We start from the raw sequence: 19,136 nt of genomic DNA on the forward strand, positions 1-19,136 counted from the left end.
GCCCGCGCGAGGACCCGATCAGGGAGCGGTCGGCGTCGGGGTCGGGGTCGGCGTCGCCTTGTAGTACGCGTCGCTCGCGATCGTCAGCACGAACTGCGCGAACTCCTTGGGGTCGTCGAGCTTGCCCACGTACTGCGTGCCGTTGACCAGCACCATCGGGGTGCCGGTCAGGGCCACACCGTCCGTGCCGGGGAGCTCCTTCAGCGCCTGCTCGGTCGCCGCCTTCGCCCACGACGCGTAGGACTGGTCCTCGATGCATGCGCGGACGACCTTGCCGCCGTCGAGCCCCGTCGCCTGCGCGAGCGTCGCGAGCTCGTCGTCGCTGAGGCCGTCGGAGTCGACCTCAGGCTGCTGGCGCAGCAGGGCGTCGTTGAACGCGAAGAAGTAGTCGGGCGAGTGCTGGGCGACGCAGGCCGCGGCGCCGGCGGCGCGCAGCGAGTACTTCGTGCCGTTCGACTTCGCGGTGAGCATGGCCACCGGGTAGTAAGTCAGAGTGGCGGCGCCGTCATCGATCCACTGCGAGAGCTGCTTCATGTTCGCGAGCTGGAACTCTCGCGAACCCGTCGAGAGGTAGTCGACGTAGACGCGGATATCGACCGCGGGCGCATCCGTAGGCGTCGAGGTGGGAGTCGGCTCGGTCTCGGGAGTCGTGCTCGCCTCGCCCTCGACGAGGCCGCCCGCGCTGGAGTCGCCGGCGACGCCCGCTCCGGTGACGTCGGTGACGACGAATCCGCCGTCGACGCCACTGGCCGGGCTCATGGTCGGCTTCGATGCGCTCGACGAGACGGTCCACGTCACCACGACGGCGATGACCGCCACGAACGCCAGGGCGACGGCGACGAGGGACGTCCGTCGGATCAGACGCGCACGCGACTGGCGCGCCTTCACCTGCTGCGCCTTCTCGCGCACGGCGTCGCGGCGCTCGCTGGGCGCGGCGTTCTGTGACTCGTCGCTCGACATGGAACCTCTCGGGGCGGAAGGGGGGCGGCGAACCGGCTAGACCATGGATTCGCACTGGCCAGGCGGGAAAGCGGCCGTCCACGATGCTAGTCAGCCACCCTGGGAAATGCCCAGACGCAAGCTCCGCGCGCGCCGTGTCATACTGTTCCTTGCGCCCGATGGCGGGCGTGCGGGTAAGCCCCCGCTCATTCCTCACTACGGATCGTCCGGCACGTACCTGCCGGTGAAGGAGAAGAGAACATGGCGTCCGTCACGTTTGACAACGCAACTCGTCTGTACCCCGGGGGCACTCGCCCCGCTGTGGACAAGCTCAACCTCGAGGTCGCCGATGGCGAGTTCCTGGTTCTCGTCGGCCCGTCGGGCTGCGGCAAGTCCACGTCGCTGCGCATGCTGGCCGGCCTCGAAGAGGTCAACTCGGGCCGCATCCTGATCGGCGACCGTGACGTCACCGACGTCCCCCCGAAGGACCGCGACATTGCGATGGTCTTCCAGAACTACGCGCTGTACCCGCACATGACGGTCGCCGAGAACATGGGCTTCGCGCTCAAGATCGCCGGCGTCGGCAAGGAGGAGCGCGCCGCTCGCGTGCTCGAGGCTGCGAAGCTCCTCGACCTCGAGGAGTACCTGACCCGCAAGCCGAAGGCCCTCTCGGGTGGTCAGCGTCAGCGCGTCGCGATGGGCCGCGCGATCGTCCGCCAGCCCCAGGTGTTCCTCATGGACGAGCCGCTGTCGAACCTCGACGCCAAGCTCCGTGTCCAGACCCGTACGCAGATCGCGTCGCTGCAGCGCCGCCTCGGCGTCACCACGGTCTACGTGACGCACGACCAGACCGAGGCGCTCACCATGGGTGACCGCATCGCGGTCCTCAAGGACGGCCTCCTCCAGCAGGTCGGCTCCCCGCGCGACCTGTACGAGAAGCCGAACAACGTGTTCGTCGCCGGCTTCATCGGCTCGCCCGCCATGAACCTGTTCCCGGCGCACATCGCCGAGGGCGGCGTGCAGTTCGGCGACAGCGTCGTCGGTGTCGAGGCCGACACGCTCGGCAAGGCGCACGGCTCGGAGGTCACCATCGGTGTGCGTCCCGAGGACATCCAGGTCGCTCCGGCCGACGGCAAGGGCCTCACGGTCACGGTCGACCTCGTCGAGGAGCTCGGCGCCGACGGCTACCTCTACGGTCACGCCGACGTCGCCGGCAAGCGCACCGACATCGTCGCGCGCGTCGACGGCCGCCGTCACCCGATCGCGGGCGACAAGGTCACGCTGGCTCCGGTCCCCGGACACGTCCACGTGTTCGACATCGAGTCGGGTGAGCGCCTCACCGACAAGGCGATCGCCGCGGCGTAACCGCTGATTCGTTCGCGACGGCGCGGGTGGGAGCTTCTTCCCCCCGCGCCGTCGCACTTTTCCAGGAGGGTTTGTGCCTGACGCCCTGAGCATCACCGCCTCGAGCGTCGATCCGGGGCTGCTGACGCTGCCGTGGTCGACCCCGCTCGGAGAGTGGCCGTCGAGCCACATCGTGTTCCTGCCCAAGGGCATCTCGCGCCACCTGGTGCGGTTCGCCAACCTCTCGGGCCGGGTGGTCGCCATCAAGGAGACGACCCAGGCCATGGCGCAGCGCGAGTACGACATGCTCGGCAACCTCGCCCGCCTGGACGTACCGTGCGTCGAGCGCGTCGCCGTGATCGCCGGGAGGACGGATGCCGCGGGCGAGCCGCTCCCCGCGGCTCTGGTGACCGCGCACCTCAAGTTCTCACTGCCCTACCGCGCCCTGTTCACGCAGGTGCTGCGCCCGGACACCGCGACGCGCCTCGTCGATGCGCTCGCGCTGCTGCTGGTCCGCCTGCACAACGTCGGCTTCTTCTGGGGCGACGTGTCGCTGTCGAACACGCTGTTCCGCCGCGACGCGGGCGCGTTCGCCGCCTACCTCGTCGACGCCGAGACCGGCGAGCTGCACGAGAGCGGCCTGACCCCGGGCCAGCGCGCGCACGACCTCGACGTCGCCCGCACGAACATCGCGGGCGAGATCATGGACCTCGAGGCCGGGGGGCGTCTCGAGGGCGGCGTCGACGCCATCGCGATCGCCGACGGCATCGTGTCGGCATACCACGCCCTGTGGGCCGCGCTCACGGACGAGGAGACGTTCCGCGCCGACGAGGCGTACCGGCTCACGGAGCGCGTCCAGCGGCTCAACGACCTCGGGTTCGACATCGGCGAGATGTCGATCCAGACGACGGCAGACGGTACCCGCGTGTCGATCCAGCCCAAGGTCGTCGACTCCGGCCACCACCAGCGGCGGCTGCTGCGCCTGACCGGCCTCGACGTCGAGGAGAACCAGGCCCGGCGCCTGCTCAACGACCTCGACGAGTTCCGCGTGCGCATCTCACGCCTCGGCGACGACGAGGAGATGGTCGCCCACGAGTGGCTCACCCGGGTGTTCGAGCCGGTCGTCAAGGCGATCCCCTGGGACCTGCGCTCGAAGCTCGAGCCTGCCGAGGTGTTCCACCAGCTGCTCGAGCACCGCTGGTACCTGTCGCAGGCCAAGGGCAAGTCGGTGCCCCTCGCGGAGGCCCTGACGAGCTACATCGACAACGTGCTGCGCCACCGCCGCGACGAGGCGACCCTCATGGGACCGCCCACCGAGACCGTGTCGCTGTCCATCATCACGTCATCCAACCCCGTGATCGACGACGACGAGGACGACATCGACTGGCGCGACCTGGTCTGAGCCCGTCTCGCGTCGCCCAGACGCCGAAAGGGTGCATCTCCGCCGGCGGAGATGCACCCTTTCGCGATTCCAGCTGTCAGTACCCGACGGTGAACCGCTTGCGGGGGTGCTGCGGGTGCTCGATCTCGTCGACGATCGCGACGGCGAGGTCTTCGCCCGAGATGTACGACTCGCCCTCGGCGTCGGTGACGATGACGTCGCCGCCGGTGCGGTACTCGCCGGTCCGCTCCCCCGGGTTGTACGCGCCGAAGCCGCCGGCCGGGTGGATGTAGAACCAGTCCAGCGACTCGGGCCCTTCCTTGAGGTCGTCGAGGATGCCGATCGCCTCGAGTGCCTCGGCCTTGTAGTCCTCGGAGAAAGAGGGAAGGTCGACGACCCGCTCGCCGCCCTCGGTGACGAGGCTGCCGCCGGCGCCGCCGATGACGCCGAGGCGGACATCCTCGGGAAGGAGCGAGGCGAGCGCCGCGATGTTCGGACGCACCAGGCCTTCCATCTCGCCGCGCGGCGCGACCGCGGACACGACCACGTCCACGCCCTCGATCTGGGCGAGGAGGTCCGGGACATCGGTCAACGACCCCTCGACGTAGATCGCCCCGGCGTGGCGCTCCGCGGGGATGCGGCGCGCGATCGACAGGACGCTGTGGCCCCGGCTCACCGCCTCGGCGACGATGTGACGGCCGGCGTATCCCGAGCCTCCGATGACGGCGATGCGTGCCATGTGCTGCCTTTCACGAGTGGTGCGCCGGCCTTCGCCGGCTCTGCAGAGGGGAACGTGCGCCGCGCGGGGTTCTTCCCGCGCGCGTCACACGCGGACTCAGGCGGGAGTGGAGCCCCGAAGGGTCGAGACCTGGTACAGCGCGACGGATGCCGCGATCCCGGCGTTGAGCGACTCAGTGGCCGACGAGATCGGGATCGACACGATCTGGTCGCACGTCTCGGTCACCAGGCGCGAGAGACCCTTGCCCTCGGAGCCGACGACGATCACGACGGGACGGTCCGCGAGCTCGAGCGCCGGGAGCGAGACGTCGCCGCCGCCGTCGAGGCCGAGCACGAACACGCCCTGCTTCTTGAAGTCCTTGAGCATCGCCGTGAGGTTCGAGGCGAGGGCGACCGGCACGCGAGCCGCGGCGCCGGCGCTCGTCTTCCACGCGGCCGAATTCACACTCGCCGAGCGGCGCTGCGGAACGATGACCGCCTGCCCGCCGAAGGCCGCGGTCGAGCGGAGGATGGCGCCGAGGTTGCGGGGGTCGGTGATGCCGTCGAGCGCGACGAACAGCGGCGTCTTGCCCTCGTCGATCACCTTCTCGAGAAGATCCTGCGGGTGGGCGTACTCGTACGGCGGCACCTTGAGCGCGACGCCCTGGTGCACGCCGTCGAAGCCCGCCATGCGGTCGAGCTCGGGACGCGTGACCTCGAGCACCGGGATGTCGCGGTGAGTGGCGATCGCGAGCATCTCCTTGACGCGGTCGTCCATCTCGACGCGCTGCGCGATGTAGAACGCGGTGGCGGGGATCTTCGCGCGCAGCGCCTCGAGCACCGAGTTGCGGCCGGTCACCGTCTCGGTGTCATCGTCCTTCTTGGCGGGACGCGACGACCGGGGCGCCGGCTGTCCCGGCTTGCCCTTGCCGCCTGCCGCCGCGTACCGGTCAGCAGCCGCCTTGCGCTTGCCGGCGGGGTGCCATGCGCGATCCTCGGCCTTGGGGGTCGGCCCGCGGCCCTCGAGGGACCGCTTGTTCTTGCCGCCCGAGCCCTTGGTGGGACCCTTGCCGCCCTTGCTTGCGCCGGGGCGCCCTGGCTTTGCCATCAGTTCTCCTTCGTGCGGGCCGCGGCCCGTCAGTTGCTCTCCGCCGGGCGAGGAGCGTCGGCGACACTCCAGTGCGTCCCGTCGGGACCGTCTTCGAGGGCGATGCCGGCCGCCGCGATCGCGTCGCGGATGCGGTCGGCCGCCGCCCAGTCCTTCTCAGCGCGCGCGACCGCGCGCTGAGTGATCATCGTCTGCACCAGCGCGTCGAGAGCGGATGCCTCGGCCGAGGCATCCGTCGACCGCCACTGCGGGTCGAGGGGGTCGATGCCGAGCACGCCCGCCATCACGGCGACGTCGGCGAACGCGCGGAGCGCCGCGTCGCGGTCACCCGCATCGAGCGCGGTGTTGCCGTCGCGCACGGTCTCGTGCAGCACGGCGAGCGCCTGGGGCACCCCGAGGTCGTCATCGAGGGCCGTCGCGAACGCGGCGGGGACCGCAGCATCCACCCGCACGTCCTCCGTCCCCCGCAGCGTGCGCAGCGCGCGCTCGAGGAAGGTGCGGATGCGCTCGAGCGCCGCCTCGGCCTCGTCGAACGTCGAGGTCGTGATGTCCAGGCTCGACCGGTAATGCGCCGCCGCGAGCGCGTAGCGCACCACGAGTGGGTCGCGCTCGCGCAGCAGGTCCTCGGCGAGGACGAAGTTGAACAGCGACTTCGACATCTTCTGCGCGCCGACCGTCACGAGGCCGTTGTGCACCCAGTACCGCGCGAAGCCGTCGCCGGCCGCCGTGGACTGCGCGAGCTCGTTCTCGTGGTGGGGGAAGCGCAGGTCGAGCCCGCCGCCGTGGATGTCGAACTCGGCGCCGAGATAGCGGCGCGCCATCGCGGAGCACTCGATGTGCCAGCCGGGGCGCCCGGATCCCCAGGGCGAGGCCCAGGTCGCCGATGCCGGCTCGTCGGCCTTGGCGCCCTTCCAGAGGGCGAAGTCGCGGGGGTCGCGCTTCCCGCGCGGATCGGCGTCGGCCGCCGGCTCCATCGCGTCGATCGACTGGTTCGTGAGCGACCCGTAGTCCGCCCACGACCGGACGTCGAAGTAGACGTCGCCCCCGGCTGGGCCCCCACGCCCGGAGGCTCGCGGCGACGCGCCAGCGGCGTCGTGAGGGGACGCGGGGACCGTGTCCGCCGCCGCGGCGTAGGCGTGACCCGCCTCGATGAGGCGCTGGATGAGCTCCTGCATCTGCGGGATCGAGGCCGTCGCGCGGGGCTCGTAGGTCGGCGGGAGGATGCCGATCGCGGTGTACGCGCGCGTGAACTCGAGCTCCATGCGGTACGCGAGCGCCCACCACGGCTCACCGTCTGACGCGTTCGCGAGCACCTTGTCGTCGATGTCGGTGACGTTGCGGACGAAGGTGACACGGCCGTACCGGTGGGTGAGCCAGCGCCGCAGGATGTCGAAGCTCAGGGCGCCGCGCAGATGCCCGATGTGAGGCCCGGACTGCACTGTCGGACCGCAGACGTAGATCGTGACGTTTCCGGGGTCGAGGGGCACGAAATCGCGCAGGGTCTGCGCCTTGGTGTCGTACAACTGAACCGTCACCGCACCAGCCTACCGGCGGGTACCGCGTCGACCCTGAGTGAGCCTGTAGAACTAAATGGTGCATGTGCTCGCCGTCCTCGCCGCCGCGCTCCTGTTCGGCACGACGGGCACGTCTCAGGCGCTCGGCCCCGCCGGCACCACTCCCCTGTCGATCGGCGTGATGCGCATGGTGATCGGCGGCACGGGCCTCGCGATCATCGCGTTCTCGCTCGCCGCACGGCACTCCCGACGCCTGCCGGCGGGTGCGGTGCGTCCGCGGTGGGGCGCCCGGCCGGTTCTGCTCATGGTGCTGACGGGCGCGTGCCTCGCGCTGTATCAGCCCCTCTTCTTCCTCGGCACGGCGCGCAACGGCGTGGCCGTGGGCACGGTCGTCGCCCTCGGCTCGGCCCCGATCCTCGCCGGCCTCCTGGAATGGGCGCTGACGCGACGGATGCCGACACCCACGTGGATGGGCGCGACCGCGCTCGCGACGATCGGCGTCGTGCTGCTGGGCTTCGGCGGCGAGGCGGGAGCGGCCGGCGGCACGGATCCCCTGGGACTGATCGGCTCCATCGGCGCGGGCGCCTCGTTCGCGGTCATCGCCAACGCGCAGCGGCGCCTGCTCGACGACGGCTGGGACCCCTTCACAGTCGTCGGGGCGATGGGCGCCAGCTCGGCGATCATCTGCGCCTTCGCTCTCCCCTTCGTCGACCTCTCGTGGCTCGGCACGACGTCGGGTGTGGTGATGGCGCTGTGGCTGGGCCTCGCGACCATCTCCATCGCTTACGTGCTGTTCACGTGGGGCCTGAGCGGCCTCACCGCGGCGACCGCCGCGACGCTCACGCTGGGCGAGCCTCTGACCGCGAGCGTGCTCGGCATCGTCGTGCTGGGCGAGCGGCTGTCGGCCCTCGCGATCGTCGGGCTCGTGGTGCTGGCTGCCGGACTCGCCCTCCTCGCGTGGGGATCCCGGTCGCCGCGCGACCCCGCGCCGTACGCCGTCGAGGCGTGAGGCCCAGCCCGACAGGAAACACGGCCGAAACCGGGGCGTGGCACACTGAGCGCGACATGCAGCGCACCATCGAGATCCGCACCGACGACCTGAGCGGCGAAGCCACCCGGCGCCTCATCGCCCTGCACCTGGCGGGGATGCACGACACGTCTCCCGCCGAGAGCGTGCACGCACTCGACATCGACGCGCTGCGGCATCCGTCTCTCTCGGTCTGGACGGCGTGGGTCGACGGCGAGCTCGCGGGCGTCGGGGCGCTCAAGGCGCTCGATGCCGATCGCGGCGAGATCAAATCGATGCGTGCGGACGACCGATTCCGCGGCACCGGCGTCGGCCGCGCCCTGCTGCGCCACATCGTCGAGGACGCCCGGCGGCGCGGCATGTCGAGCCTGTGGCTCGAGACCGGGACCACCGAGGACTTCGTGCCCGCGCGGCGCCTCTACGAGAGCGAGGGGTTCGTCTTCTGCGGTCCGTTCGAGGACTACGCGCTCGACCCGTTCTCGGTGTTCATGACGCGCACGCTCTGACGTCCGAGGGGCGTCGGTGGTCAGGCCGGGACGACGAGGGCGACGGCGAACGCGGAGACACCCTCGCCCCGCCCGGTGAACCCGAGGCCGTCGGTCGTCGTCGCAGAGACCGACACCGGCGCGCCGCCGAGTGCGGCCGACAGAGCCCGCTCGGCCTCTGCGCGGCGGGCGGAGAACCGCGGGCGGTTCGCCTGCACCTGCACCGAGACGTTGCCGACGCGCCAGCCCGCTTCCCCGAGGAGCGCGACGGTGCGGGTCAGGAACGCGCCCGCGTGCGCGCCGGCGTACTCGGGATGATCGGTGCCGAAGTGCGTGCCGATGTCGCCGAGGCCCGCGGCCGCCAGCAGGGCGTCGACGATCGCGTGCGCGACGGCGTCGCCGTCCGAGTGCCCTGACAGCGGCGCCTCACCCGGCCACTCGAGCCCCGCGAGCCACAGCGTCCCCTCGCCGCCGAACGCGTGCACATCCGTCCCGACGCCGACGCGCGGAAGCACCGGCACGCCGCCGAGGTGTGCCGCGGCGTGCGGTGCGGGCTCGGCGATCAGGTGGCGTGCGCGATCGAGGTCCGCCGCGGTGGTGATCTTGAAGGCGAGCGGATGCCCCGGCACGGCCGCGACGGCATGCCCGGCCTCGGCGACGAGGGCGGCGTCGTCGGTGAAGTCCGTCGTGGCGGCGTCATATGCCGCGTCCAGCACGTCTCGCCGGAAGCCCTGCGGCGTCTGCGCCGCGGCGAGCTCGGCGCGGTCGACAGCGGCGACGATCTCGTCGCCGGCGACGCGCTTGATCGTGTCGATGACCGGGAGCACGGGGATCGCGCCGACCGCGCCGCCGTCGATCGCCGCGATCACGCGCTCGAAGACCTCGGCGGGGGTGAGGGCGCGTGCCGCATCGTGGACCAGCACGACCTCGACGTCGGCCCACAGGGCCGCGAGACCGGCGGCCACGGAAGCCTGGCGGGTGTCGCCGCCCGCGACGACGGACATGAGCTCCCGACGATCCCCCGCGGTGGCCAGCGCCTCGCTCAGCGCGTCGCCCTCGCGCCCGGCAGGGGCGACGATCACGACCTGCGCGAGCGGGGCGGCGAAGACGCCCTCGAGGGCGTGGCGCAGGATGCTGCTCCCGTCGATGTCGACGAACGCTTTCGGCGCTCCGGCGCCCAATCGGGTGCCGGATCCGGCGGCCACCACGATGACGCCGACGCGGGGCACGGGAGTGATGCTCACCCGTTCACGCTATCGCGATCGACGGGCGGCGCTGTGCGCGTCCGGCCCCGCCGGGACCCGGTGCGCACAGCAGAACGGCGCCCCATCGGGGCGCCGTTCCAGGAGTCTCAGCTCGCGAGGACCTCGTCGAGAAGAACGCTCGCCTTCTCTTCGTCGGTCTTCTCCGCCAGGGCCAGCTCGGAGATCAGAATCTGCTTCGCCTTGGCGAGCATGCGCTTCTCTCCGGCCGACAGGCCGCGGTCCTGATCGCGGCGCCAGAGGTCGCGCACGACCTCGCTGACCTTGATGACGTCACCGGAGGCGAGCTTCTCGAGGTTCGCCTTGTAGCGGCGCGACCAGTTGGTCGGCTCCTCCGTGAAGGGAGCGCGCAGCACCTCGAAGACCTTGTCGAGGCCCTCCTTGCCGATGACGTCTCGGACGCCGACCAGGTCGACGTTCTCTGCGGGGACTTCGATGATGAGATCACCCTGCGTGACGTTGAGCTTCAGGTACTTCTTCGTCTCGCCCTTGATGATCCGGTCTTTGACCTCGATGATCGTAGCCGCCCCGTGGTGGGGGTAGACGACCGTCTCGCCAACCTCAAAAAGCATGGAGTTATGTCCTTTCGGCAACCTCCAGGATACCACAGGCGAAATACGCTAAGGTTCTCCGCCCTCCGGCCGGGGCGGTGCTCCGCGCGGCACATCGCGAGCCCCTAGAATGCTGGAGAACCGTCATCCGTCTTATGGAGGATCCGTGAACCGCCGCCTCATCGCGTCGCTGGCCATCGGGGGCGCACTCGTCCTCACGACGACCGGCTGCAGCATGATCTCGCCGCAGGCGACCACGCTCCCGTATTCCGCGGCGGAGGGGACGAACGTCCACGAGGCCGGCCCCGTCGAGGTGCGCAACGCCCAGATCGTCGCCAACGAAGACGGGTCCGAGGGCAACTTCGTCGCCGCGCTGATCAACCAGACCGAGGACTCGCACACCCTCAACATCGAGTTCGGCGAGGGCGGTCCGACGCTCACCGTGAGGGTGCCCGCGAACACGACCGTGAGCCTCGGCTCCGACGAGGACGAGCCGCTCCTCGTCGAGGACCTCGACGCCCTCCCCGGCACCGATATCACCACGTTCTTCCAGTCCGGCGACTCGGAGGGCGCGCTCGTCTCGGTGCCCGTGCTGGACGGCTCTCTCAGCTACCTCGCGCCCCTCGCTCCCTGAGCGACGCTCGCGCAGACGCGAGAAGAGGGCGCCCCATCACGGGGCGCCCTCTTCTCGTCTGCGGTGGCTCAGCCCTCGAAGCGGTAGCCGAGGCCGCGCACGGTCACCAGCATCTCCGGCGAGCCGGGGTTCTTCTCGATGCGGGAGCGGATCCGCTTGATGTGCACGTCGAGGGTCTTCGTGTCGCCGAAGTAGTCGCTCCCCCACACGCGATCGATGAGTTGGCCGCGCGTGAGCACACGGCCCGCGTTGCGCATGAGCACCTCGAGCAGCTCGAATTCCTTGAGCGGCATGTTGATTTCGCCGCCCTCGACGGCGACGGTATGACGGTCGATGTCGAGCACGACGCGACCGCCTTCCAGCACGCGGTCCTCGAGGTCGGCGTCGATCTGCGAGAACCGTCGCAGCACGGCGCGCATACGGGCGAGCAGCTCGCGGGCGGAGTACGGCTTCGTGACGTAGTCGTCTGCGCCGAGCTCGAGGCCCACCACGATGTCGACCTCGGAGTCCTTGGCGGTCAGCATGATGATCGGCACGGCCGAATTGACGCGGATCTGGCGGCACACCTCGGTGCCCGGCATTCCGGGCAGCATGAGGTCGAGCAGCACGATATCGGCGCCGCGTTCGCGGAACGCGGTCAGCGCGGTCGGGCCGTCTTCGGCGATCTCGACCTCGTAGCCCTCGCGGCGAAGGAGGTAGGCGAGCGGGTCGGCGAGGTCTGGCTCGTCCTCGACGATCAGAACGCGAGTCATGCGGGGTCTCCATTCGCGACGGATGCAGGGTTCTGTCCGCCGGCAGGACCGACGGGAGTCTTGGGCGCAGCGGCCTTGGCCGCGCGGGCGGGTGCCGCAGGCTTGGCCGCGCGGGCGGAAGCGGCGGGCTTCGCCGCGGGTGCGGCCGGAGCGATCTTCGCGACCGGCGTGCTCTTCGCGGCCGGAGCGGCGGCAGACGCAGACGGTGCCGAGACGGCGGCGGGCGCAGCCCCAGCGGCGAGCCCAGCCTCGGCGGTCACGTCAGCGGCCGGCCGCTTCTTCTTGCGCCCGCGCTTGGGCGCCGGTTCGAGGTCGGGCGCGTCGATCTGGGGCAGGCGGATGGTGAACGTGGATCCGCGACCCGGGCGCGACCACAGCCGCACCTCGCCGCCGTGCCGCTGCACCGCGTGCTTGACGATGGAGAGCCCGAGCCCGCTGCCGCCGGTGCGGCGGGCGCGCGCGGGGTCGGACCGATAGAAGCGCTCGAAAACGCGGTCCTGCTCGCCCTCGGCGATGCCGATGCCGCGGTCCGTCACGGCGATCTCGACGACGCGGTCGACGGCCTTGATCCCGACGCCGACGCTCGAGCCGCGCGGAGAGTACGCGATGGCGTTCGCGATCAGATTGCCGACGGCTTCGCTCAGCACCTGTGCATCGCCATGCACGTAGAGGCCGCGCGCACCGCCGCGCATCACCTCGACGCCGGCGGAGTCCGCCTGGATCGCGTGCGCGTCGAGGGCCGACGCCACGACCTCGTCGATCGAGACGTCCTGCTGCGTGAGCTCGTCCGCAGCCTGCAGCCGGGACAGGTTCATGATGCGCGAGGTCAGCAGCGCGAGCCGGTTGGCCTCCGCCTGCAGCCGCGTCGCGAAGATCCGCACCTGCGGCGGATCGTCGGCGGCCGACTCGATCGCCTCGGCGAGCAGGCTCACCGCACCGACGGGCGTCTTGAGTTCGTGGCTCGTGTTCGCCACGAAGTCGCGCCGCATCTCCTCGACGCGTTCGCGCTCCGAGATGTCTCGCAGCACGAGGAGGGTGAGCCGGGGCGAGATGCGCGACGCGCGCACGGCCACGAGGCGGGGCTCGGCCGGCGGAGCGCCACGGCGCAGCCGCATCGTCTCCGTCGCACTCGCCTCGGTGACCTCGGCGTCGGTGGTCCGCACGCGGCGTGCAAGGGTCCGCAGCTCGTCGGTCGGCAGCGTGCCGCCTTCGAGCAGCTCGAATGCCGCGGCTGCGGAGGAAGCCGCCAGCACCGTGAACGACGCGTCCACCACCACGGCGGCGTCGTCCATGCCGTGAAGGACGCCGCGCACGCCGTCGGGGATCTCGATCGACCCTTCGGCATGCGCGCGGTCACGCGCCCGCATCGACGCGACGACGACGGCGGAGATCGAACCGCCGATGATGATCCCCGCGAGGAGGGCGAGCAGCGCGAGCTGCGTCGTATCCATGTCTCAAGCGTAGGGGCACGTCGCGCGGGACAATGGACCGTGACGGGGACCCGGGCACCCGCGCCCGGTACTGTTCACCACGGGGGCACTGTCCGTTAACCTTCGCTGACGACAATCGGCCGGGCGCGGGCGAAAGCTCCCCCCATCCATGAAAGGTGCGTCGGAATGCGCGAAGTCTTCCACCAGTCCCTCGAGGACGTGCAGGGCCGTCTCGTCGAGATCGCCGAGCTCGTCACGATCGCCATTGACAAGGCGACGCGGGCGTTCGGAACGAGCGATGTCGCGCTCGCGGAGGAGGTCATCGAGGCCGACGCGGTCATCGACGAGAAGGCCGTCGAGCTCGACGAGCTCGCCATCGAGATCCTGGCCCGCCAGCAGCCGGTCGCCCGCGACCTGCGCATCGTCGTCAGCGCGCTGCGCATGAGCGCGTCGCTCGAGCGCATGGGCGACATCGCCGAGCACATCGCCCAGCTCACCCGCATGCGGTTCCCCGAGCGGGCGATCCCCAAGGGCCTCAAGTCCACGTTCCTCAAGATGGGCGAACTCGACGTCGAGGCGGCACGCCAGCTCACCGAGCTGCTGCGCACGCAGGACGGCGACCTCATCGACGAGATCCGCAACGCCGACGACAAGCTCGACGAGCTGCACGTCTCGGTGTTCGAGAAGGTGCTCAGCGACAGCTGGCAGGGCGATCCGTCCGCCACTGTCGATGCCACGCTCGCCAGCCGCTACCACGAGCGCTTCGGCGACCACGCGGTCTCGGTCGCGAAGAAGGTCGCGTACCTGTCGACCGGGGACTGGACGTCGAGCACCGACACGATCGACGTCGTCGCCCCGGCTCTGTAAAGCCCGTCACGCGGCCTGCAGCTGGGGAGCTGCCGCTGCGAAGGCGAAGAAAAGGAAGAGCGGATGCCTCGTGGGGAGGCATCCGCTCTTCCGTCGTTTCTTCAGATCAGGCCTTGCCCTGGTTCGCGACCGCGGCAGCGCCGGCGGCGGCGGCCTCGGGGTCGAGGTACTCGCCCGGCCCGAGGGGCTCGAGGTTCTCGTCGAGGCGGTACACCAGCGGGATGCCCGTGGGGATGTTGAGCTCGGCGATGTCGGCGTCGCTGATGCCGTCGAGGTGCTTCACGAGGCCGCGCAGCGAGTTGCCGTGCGCCGTCACGAGCACGGTCTTGCCGGCCTTGAGGTCGGGAACGATGTCGCTGTGCCAGTAGGGCAGCATGCGGTCGATGACGATCTTGAGCGACTCGGTGTCGGGAACCTCGCCGTCGATGCCGACGTAGCGGGGGTCGCCGACCTGGCTGTACTGGTCGTCGGCGGGAAGCGGCGGCGGCGGCACGTCGAACGAGCGGCGCCACAGCATGAACTGGTCGTTGCCGAACTCCTCGAGGGTCTGCGCCTTGTCCTTGCCCTGCAGAGCGCCGTAGTGGCGCTCGTTGAGGCGCCACGAGCGCTTGACGGGGATCCAGAGGCGGTCGGCCGCGTCGAGGGCGATGTCGGCGGTCTGGATGGCGCGGCTGAGCACGGAGGTGTGCAGCACGTCGGGAAGGATGCCGGACTCGGCGAGCAGCTCGCCGCCGCGCTGGGCTTCGGCCTTGCCCTGGTCGGTGAGGCGGACGTCGACCCAGCCCGTGAACTGGTTGGTCTTGTTCCACTCGCTCTGGCCGTGTCGGAGGAGGATCAGCGTGTAGGGCGCGGTCATGCGCCCCATGATATCGGCGCCGGGTGCTGCCCCCGGATGCTGTGACGGGCCGGGCTGGCATCATGGAGGCATGGCGCGGGGACCGGTCGGGCAGATCACGCGCGGCACCACCGGCACCAACCGGCTGCGACGCGTGGACCGCTGGATCGCGCCGCATCCCGCGCTGCGCCGCGCCGTCGATCCGCTCGTCGTGGACCTGGGCTACGGCGCGAGCGGCGTGACGGCGCTGGAGCTGTACGCACGCCTGGTCCGCGCACGGCCGGACGTCGAGGTGCTCGGCCTCGAGATCGATCCCGCGCGCGTCGCGCGGGCGCGGGCCCAACTGGAGCAGGTGCGCGCGGGAGGCACGTCGTTCGCCCCCGATGCACACGTGTCCTTCGCGCGCGGCGGCTTCGAGGTGCCCATCCCCGGCGGGCGCCGCCCGGCGATCGTGCGGGCGTTCAACGTGCTGCGGCAGTACGACGAGTCGGAGGTCACGGCCGCGTGGGCGACGATGTGCGCGCGCCTCGCGGCGAACGGCCTCCTCGTGGAGGGCACGTGCGACGAGATCGGCCGCATCGCGACCTGGGTCGCGCTCGACTCCGACGCCGTGCCGCGCACGCTCACGGTGTCGCTGCGGCTGGCCGGGCTGCAGCATCCGTCCATCGCCGCGGAGCGGCTCCCGAAGGCCCTCATCCACCGCAACGTCCCCGGCGAGCCCGTGCACGCGTTCCTCGCGGCCCTCGACGCGGAGTGGGAGCGCGCAGCGAGCGTGTCGCCCTTCGGTCCGGTGCATCGCTGGCGCACGGCCCTGTCGGCGCTGGTCGACGGCGGCTGGCCGATCCTCGAGCGGTCGCGCTGGCGCCTCGGCGAGGTCACCGTGCCGTGGGATGCCGTGGCCCCGCGCTGAGCCGCGGCGTGCCGTCCGTCACACGCGGGGCAGCACCGCCCGCGCCTCGGCGGAGGGCATGCCGGTCGCGGTGAGGAGGTCGACCGCGAACGGCCGCATCGCGGTGATGAGGTTCTGCTCGCCCTGCGAACCGTCGGGGAGGATCTGCGCCGGGTCGAGGCGCACGGCGACCGCGCGCACCGCCTCACGTGCGGCCGGCTGCAGCGAGATGTCGTCGAGGCTCTCCCCCACCAGCTCCGCGGCGCGCATGAGCTCGGCGAGCACCTCGGCGGGCACCGGACGTCGCTGGCCGTCATCGCAGAGGTACACCGCTCGACGGGCGACGACCCGGAGGTTGCGGGTGGCGAAGTCCATCGCCTGCAGCACGGCGTGGTGCCGGCGCAGCTCGGCCCGCTGCGGGCGCAGCCACGGCGAGAACCCGGCGACGGCGAGGCCGGAATCCAGTGAGGCGCGCCACTCGTCGATGCGCGGGGCGATCGCCCGCGCCTTCTCGAGACCGCGGGCGGCCCGGAGCGCATCGCCCCGACGCAGCGCCTGCACGATGGTGCGCGCCGCGGCGTCCGCGGCCGCGAAGACCGCGTGTCCGTCGCGCGCCTCCTCCCTGCGGGGATTGCGCGGGATGAGCGCGGTCACGGCCAAAGCGGCGACGCCGCCCACCGCGCCGTCGATGAGCCGCGAGAACGGCTCCGTCGCCGGCAGGGACATGACGATGCACGCCTGGACGCCCGCCATGATGGCGAACGGCGGATAGGGCGAGAGGAACCGCGCGACCAGCAGCGTCACCCCGAGAGCGAGCGCGAGCTGCCACCAGCCGGGTCCGACGACCACGACGAAGCCCTCGGCGACGAGGATGCCGACGAGCATCCCGACCACCGTCTCGAGCACGCGCCGGGGCCGGGCGTCGCGCACGAGACCCAGACTGGTGATGGTGACCGTCGCGGCGAGCAGCGGCGCCGGATGCCCGACGACGTAGTGCGCGAAGGCCCACGCCGCGGTCGCGGCGACCGTGATCTGCACGATGGCGAGCGCCGAGCCGCGCACGCGCGACAGCTGCGGACGCAGATCGAGCCGGGCGCGCCAGCCCGTGGGGACGACCTGGGTGATCGCGGCGGTCTCGCCGTCGCCGCTCACCGCCGGGTCCCCTACTGGGCCGCCGCGCGGCGCGACAGCCGCGTGATCCGAGGCACGTTCGCCGTGGCACCGGCGTCCGGCGGAACGACGACCTCCTGCGCCGCGGCGACCGGGCCGTCGGCGGTGTCCACCGTCAGCGGGGCGTCGACGGGCGTCGTGCGGCGCACGATGGCGAGCGCGATCGGACCCTCTTCGTAGTGCAGCGCCGCCGACGTCACGATGCCGACCTCGGTGTCGCCGAGGCGCACCGGCGCACCGTGCTCGGGCAGCACGCTGCCCGAGCCGTCCAGCTGAAGAGCAACGAGGCGCCGCGGCGGGTGCCCGAGGTTGTGCACCTTGGCGATGGTCTCCTGCCCGCGGTAGCAGCCCTTGTCGAGGTGCACGGCGGTGCGCAGCCAGTCGAGCTCGTGGGGCAGCGCGCGCTCGTCGACGTCCGTCGTCCATCGCGGGCGCCAGGCGGCGACGCGAAGGGCATCGACCGCGGTCAGGCCTGCGAGCTCCAGCTCGCCGCGGGCCGCGGCATCCGCGATCCGCGTCTCCTCGTCGCGTGTCACGATCGCCTCGGCCCAATCGCGATCGGCGCCGGGGTGCGGCTCGACGGGCGCGTAGGCGTGACCGCCGGGCGTGACCGACGGCCACGGGTCGCGCCACACGAGCGGCACTCCGGCGGGGGCCGCCGGCGAGATGCGGTCGAGGGCAGCGGTCGTGCCGCCGATCACGGCGTACTCGTCGTCGGCGACGCGCGGGTCGACGCGCAGACGGAACCGCATCTTGCGGAGCCAGTCGTACAGCCCCTCGACGTCGGCGCGATCGGCGATGAGCCAGGTGGTCTCTCCGTCATCGACGACGGATGCCGCGTGCTCGACGTGTCCTTGCGGGTCGAGGATCAGCAGCTCCGTGCCCACGCCGGGGTCGAGTCGGGTCAGCGCCTGCGACGACAGCGAGTCGAGCCAGGTCAGGCGGTCCTCACCGGGGACGGCGATGACGGCGCGGTCGGCGCGGGGCGCGAGCGCGGCTCCGGCGGCGAGACGGCGCTGCTCGAGGAGCGGGTTGCCGACGTGCTGCAGCCCGGTGCCGTCGACGACGGCGCCGGGAACAGCGGCGAACGAGGCGGCCATCACTCGGCCCGCGCGAGTCGTGCCGACGCGTGGGCGCCGAGCTCGAAGCCGAGGGCCGCGATGTCCCACGCCCACAGCAGGTGGCCGTCGACGAGCCCGTACATGCGGGTCGCGGCCGCGTACGACTTCGCGCCGGCGGGCCGCACGACGGCATCGGTCGCGATGTCGATGCGAGGACCCTTGATCTGGCCGAGGTAGAGCTCGCTCACGCCGTCGGCGTGCACGAGCGCGGCCTCGAGATCGAAGCCGCCGTCGGCGTTGCGCAGCTGCTCGATGTCGTCGGCGGTGCGGACGACCGGTGCGGCGAGCGCGGGAAGCAGCCCGGGTCCGGCGTCGGCGTCGGTCGCGGTGAGTGCGAGGCGCCAGTAGCCGAGCTCGGCCACGAGACGCGTGCGCTTCTCGGGGTCCTCCGCGTCATGCAGCCACGCGTCGGCCGAGTAGTTCAGGTAGTCGCCGCCGTCATGGCTGAAGCTCACGCGGTGGGTGAACTCGCCGGCGTAGGCGTGGTCCCCGTAGTCGATGACGCCGGTGCCCTCCCACACTCCGATGAGCCACGACAGCGGGACGAGCTCCGCCGGAAGGTCGGTCGGGATGTCGAGCACGACCGGACCCGTCAGCGCTGGCCGCGGTAGAGGTTCTTGACGACGACGGCGGAGACGAAGACGATCGCCAGAGACGCCAGACCGAGCAGGCCCACGAAGAACAGTTCGAGCGCGACGGTATCCATACGAGCGAGTCTAGCCGGGAACGAGAGCGGCAAGTCCGAACCCCAGGCTGATGACGCCCATCACGAGGGCGGCACCGAGGACGCTCGCCGCGACGCGCTCGGTGAACCCCTGGGACCGGCCCGACCAGAGCTGGACCGCGAACCCCGCGATGAGGCATCCGCCCAATCCGACGCCCAGCCACGCCGCACGCCAGTCCGGCGTCGCGAAGATGCCGACGACGATCGCGATCACGGCCGCGAGCACCCACACGGCGACGATGCCGCCGAATGTGCGGCGGGGGGCGAGTTCAGGCACGGCCACGCGTCCCATCATCGCGCAACAACCCGCGCGGCGCACGCGCTGCCGCGCGGGTGGTGTGCGTGTCGACGGAGGACATGCGGGCCGAGCGGCTCTCCCCCACGCC

General features: G+C 71.4%; 19 protein-coding genes and 1 pseudogene. 7 read left to right on the plus strand and 13 right to left on the minus strand.

What is annotated here, in order from left to right; all coding sequences use genetic code 11:
* Positions 1-18: 18 nt before the first annotated feature.
* Positions 19-960 (minus strand): DsbA family protein, encoded by a 942-nt coding sequence (locus tag ACLBXX_RS09800; protein ID WP_387147122.1) that lies wholly within the window; start codon positions 958-960, stop codon positions 19-21.
* 240 nt (positions 961-1,200) lie between these two features.
* On the opposite strand from ACLBXX_RS09800, the gene ACLBXX_RS09805 reads away from it, so the two are divergent.
* Together ACLBXX_RS09805 and ACLBXX_RS09810 are read left to right on the plus strand one after the other, a co-directional pair.
* On the plus strand, positions 1,201-2,304 hold the full coding sequence (locus ACLBXX_RS09805) for an ABC transporter ATP-binding protein (RefSeq protein ID WP_447657876.1): 1,104 nt from the start codon (positions 1,201-1,203) through the stop codon (positions 2,302-2,304).
* A gap of 73 nt (positions 2,305-2,377) precedes the next feature.
* Positions 2,378-3,685 carry a DUF4032 domain-containing protein gene (locus ACLBXX_RS09810; protein ID WP_375872498.1) on the plus strand — a complete coding sequence of 436 codons (1,308 nt, stop codon included), beginning with the start codon at positions 2,378-2,380 and terminating at the stop codon, positions 3,683-3,685.
* A 76-nt stretch (positions 3,686-3,761) separates the two neighbouring features.
* On the opposite strand, the gene ACLBXX_RS09815 is transcribed toward ACLBXX_RS09810, so the two are convergent.
* The 3 genes from ACLBXX_RS09815 to ACLBXX_RS09825 form a co-directional block, all read right to left on the minus strand.
* Positions 3,762-4,403 (minus strand): NAD(P)-dependent oxidoreductase, encoded by a 642-nt coding sequence (locus tag ACLBXX_RS09815; protein WP_447657877.1) that lies wholly within the window; start codon positions 4,401-4,403, stop codon positions 3,762-3,764.
* A gap of 96 nt (positions 4,404-4,499) precedes the next feature.
* Positions 4,500-5,489 carry a 23S rRNA (guanosine(2251)-2'-O)-methyltransferase RlmB gene (gene rlmB / locus ACLBXX_RS09820; protein WP_387147131.1) on the minus strand — a complete coding sequence of 330 codons (990 nt, stop codon included), beginning with the start codon at positions 5,487-5,489 and terminating at the stop codon, positions 4,500-4,502.
* Between the two features lie 29 nt (positions 5,490-5,518).
* A complete protein-coding gene (locus ACLBXX_RS09825; RefSeq protein ID WP_447657878.1) occupies positions 5,519-7,024 on the minus strand; it encodes a cysteine--tRNA ligase in 1,506 nt (501 codons plus the stop codon).
* A 55-nt stretch (positions 7,025-7,079) separates the two neighbouring features.
* Here ACLBXX_RS09825 and ACLBXX_RS09830 point away from each other — a divergent pair, with 55 nt between their 5' ends.
* Positions 7,080-8,012, plus strand: coding sequence for a DMT family transporter (locus ACLBXX_RS09830; protein WP_310292544.1), 933 nt, complete (start codon positions 7,080-7,082; stop codon positions 8,010-8,012).
* 56 nt (positions 8,013-8,068) lie between these two features.
* Positions 8,069-8,536: a GNAT family N-acetyltransferase gene (locus tag ACLBXX_RS09835; RefSeq protein WP_447657879.1), complete on the plus strand. Its 468-nt coding sequence runs from the start codon at positions 8,069-8,071 to the stop codon at positions 8,534-8,536.
* A 20-nt stretch (positions 8,537-8,556) separates the two neighbouring features.
* On the opposite strand, the gene ispD is transcribed toward ACLBXX_RS09835, so the two are convergent.
* Together ispD and ACLBXX_RS09845 are read right to left on the minus strand one after the other, a co-directional pair.
* The gene (ispD, locus tag ACLBXX_RS09840; RefSeq protein ID WP_447657880.1) at positions 8,557-9,759 is read right to left on the minus strand and encodes a 2-C-methyl-D-erythritol 4-phosphate cytidylyltransferase; all 1,203 of its coding nucleotides are present in this window, start codon (positions 9,757-9,759) and stop codon (positions 8,557-8,559) included.
* Between the two features lie 107 nt (positions 9,760-9,866).
* Positions 9,867-10,349, minus strand: coding sequence for a CarD family transcriptional regulator (locus ACLBXX_RS09845; protein WP_045298114.1), 483 nt, complete (start codon positions 10,347-10,349; stop codon positions 9,867-9,869).
* A 145-nt stretch (positions 10,350-10,494) separates the two neighbouring features.
* Between ACLBXX_RS09845 and ACLBXX_RS09850 the strand changes: the two genes are divergently transcribed.
* Positions 10,495-10,962 (plus strand): DNA modification methylase, encoded by a 468-nt coding sequence (locus ACLBXX_RS09850; RefSeq protein WP_387147144.1) that lies wholly within the window; start codon positions 10,495-10,497, stop codon positions 10,960-10,962.
* Between the two features lie 68 nt (positions 10,963-11,030).
* Here ACLBXX_RS09850 and ACLBXX_RS09855 read toward each other — a convergent pair whose 3' ends face one another.
* Both ACLBXX_RS09855 and ACLBXX_RS09860 read right to left on the minus strand, forming a co-directional pair.
* Complete coding sequence (locus ACLBXX_RS09855) at positions 11,031-11,714, minus strand: response regulator transcription factor (protein WP_056369486.1); 684 nt, start codon at positions 11,712-11,714, stop codon at positions 11,031-11,033.
* A 260-nt stretch (positions 11,715-11,974) separates the two neighbouring features.
* Positions 11,975-13,165, minus strand: a pseudogene (locus tag ACLBXX_RS09860) (sensor histidine kinase); the annotation flags it as partial.
* 165 nt (positions 13,166-13,330) lie between these two features.
* On the opposite strand from ACLBXX_RS09860, the gene phoU reads away from it, so the two are divergent.
* Entirely contained in the window at positions 13,331-14,011 is a 681-nt protein-coding gene (phoU, locus tag ACLBXX_RS09865; protein WP_387147152.1) for a phosphate signaling complex protein PhoU, read from the plus strand.
* Between the two features lie 106 nt (positions 14,012-14,117).
* Here phoU and ACLBXX_RS09870 read toward each other — a convergent pair whose 3' ends face one another.
* Positions 14,118-14,867, minus strand: coding sequence for a phosphoglyceromutase (locus tag ACLBXX_RS09870; RefSeq protein WP_387147155.1), 750 nt, complete (start codon positions 14,865-14,867; stop codon positions 14,118-14,120).
* A gap of 70 nt (positions 14,868-14,937) precedes the next feature.
* On the opposite strand from ACLBXX_RS09870, the gene ACLBXX_RS09875 reads away from it, so the two are divergent.
* Entirely contained in the window at positions 14,938-15,756 is an 819-nt protein-coding gene (locus tag ACLBXX_RS09875; RefSeq protein ID WP_447657881.1) for a class I SAM-dependent methyltransferase, read from the plus strand.
* Between the two features lie 18 nt (positions 15,757-15,774).
* Here the strand turns inward: ACLBXX_RS09875 and ACLBXX_RS09880 are convergent, their stop codons facing one another.
* The 4 genes from ACLBXX_RS09880 to ACLBXX_RS09895 all read right to left on the minus strand — a co-directional run bounded on the left by ACLBXX_RS09880 (position 15,775) and on the right by ACLBXX_RS09895 (position 19,033).
* A complete protein-coding gene (locus tag ACLBXX_RS09880; RefSeq protein ID WP_387147161.1) occupies positions 15,775-16,887 on the minus strand; it encodes an FUSC family protein in 1,113 nt (370 codons plus the stop codon).
* A gap of 11 nt (positions 16,888-16,898) precedes the next feature.
* Entirely contained in the window at positions 16,899-18,005 is a 1,107-nt protein-coding gene (ygfZ, locus tag ACLBXX_RS09885; RefSeq protein WP_447657882.1) for a CAF17-like 4Fe-4S cluster assembly/insertion protein YgfZ, read from the minus strand.
* Positions 18,005-18,607, minus strand: coding sequence for an FABP family protein (locus ACLBXX_RS09890; RefSeq protein WP_387147166.1), 603 nt, complete (start codon positions 18,605-18,607; stop codon positions 18,005-18,007). Before ACLBXX_RS09890 ends, ygfZ begins: the two co-directional genes overlap by 1 nt.
* Before the next feature lie 135 nt (positions 18,608-18,742).
* Positions 18,743-19,033 carry a hypothetical protein gene (locus tag ACLBXX_RS09895; RefSeq protein ID WP_447657883.1) on the minus strand — a complete coding sequence of 97 codons (291 nt, stop codon included), beginning with the start codon at positions 19,031-19,033 and terminating at the stop codon, positions 18,743-18,745.
* Between the last annotated feature and the right edge of the window lie 103 nt (positions 19,034-19,136).

Source organism: Microbacterium sp. C23T, from assembly GCF_053345975.1.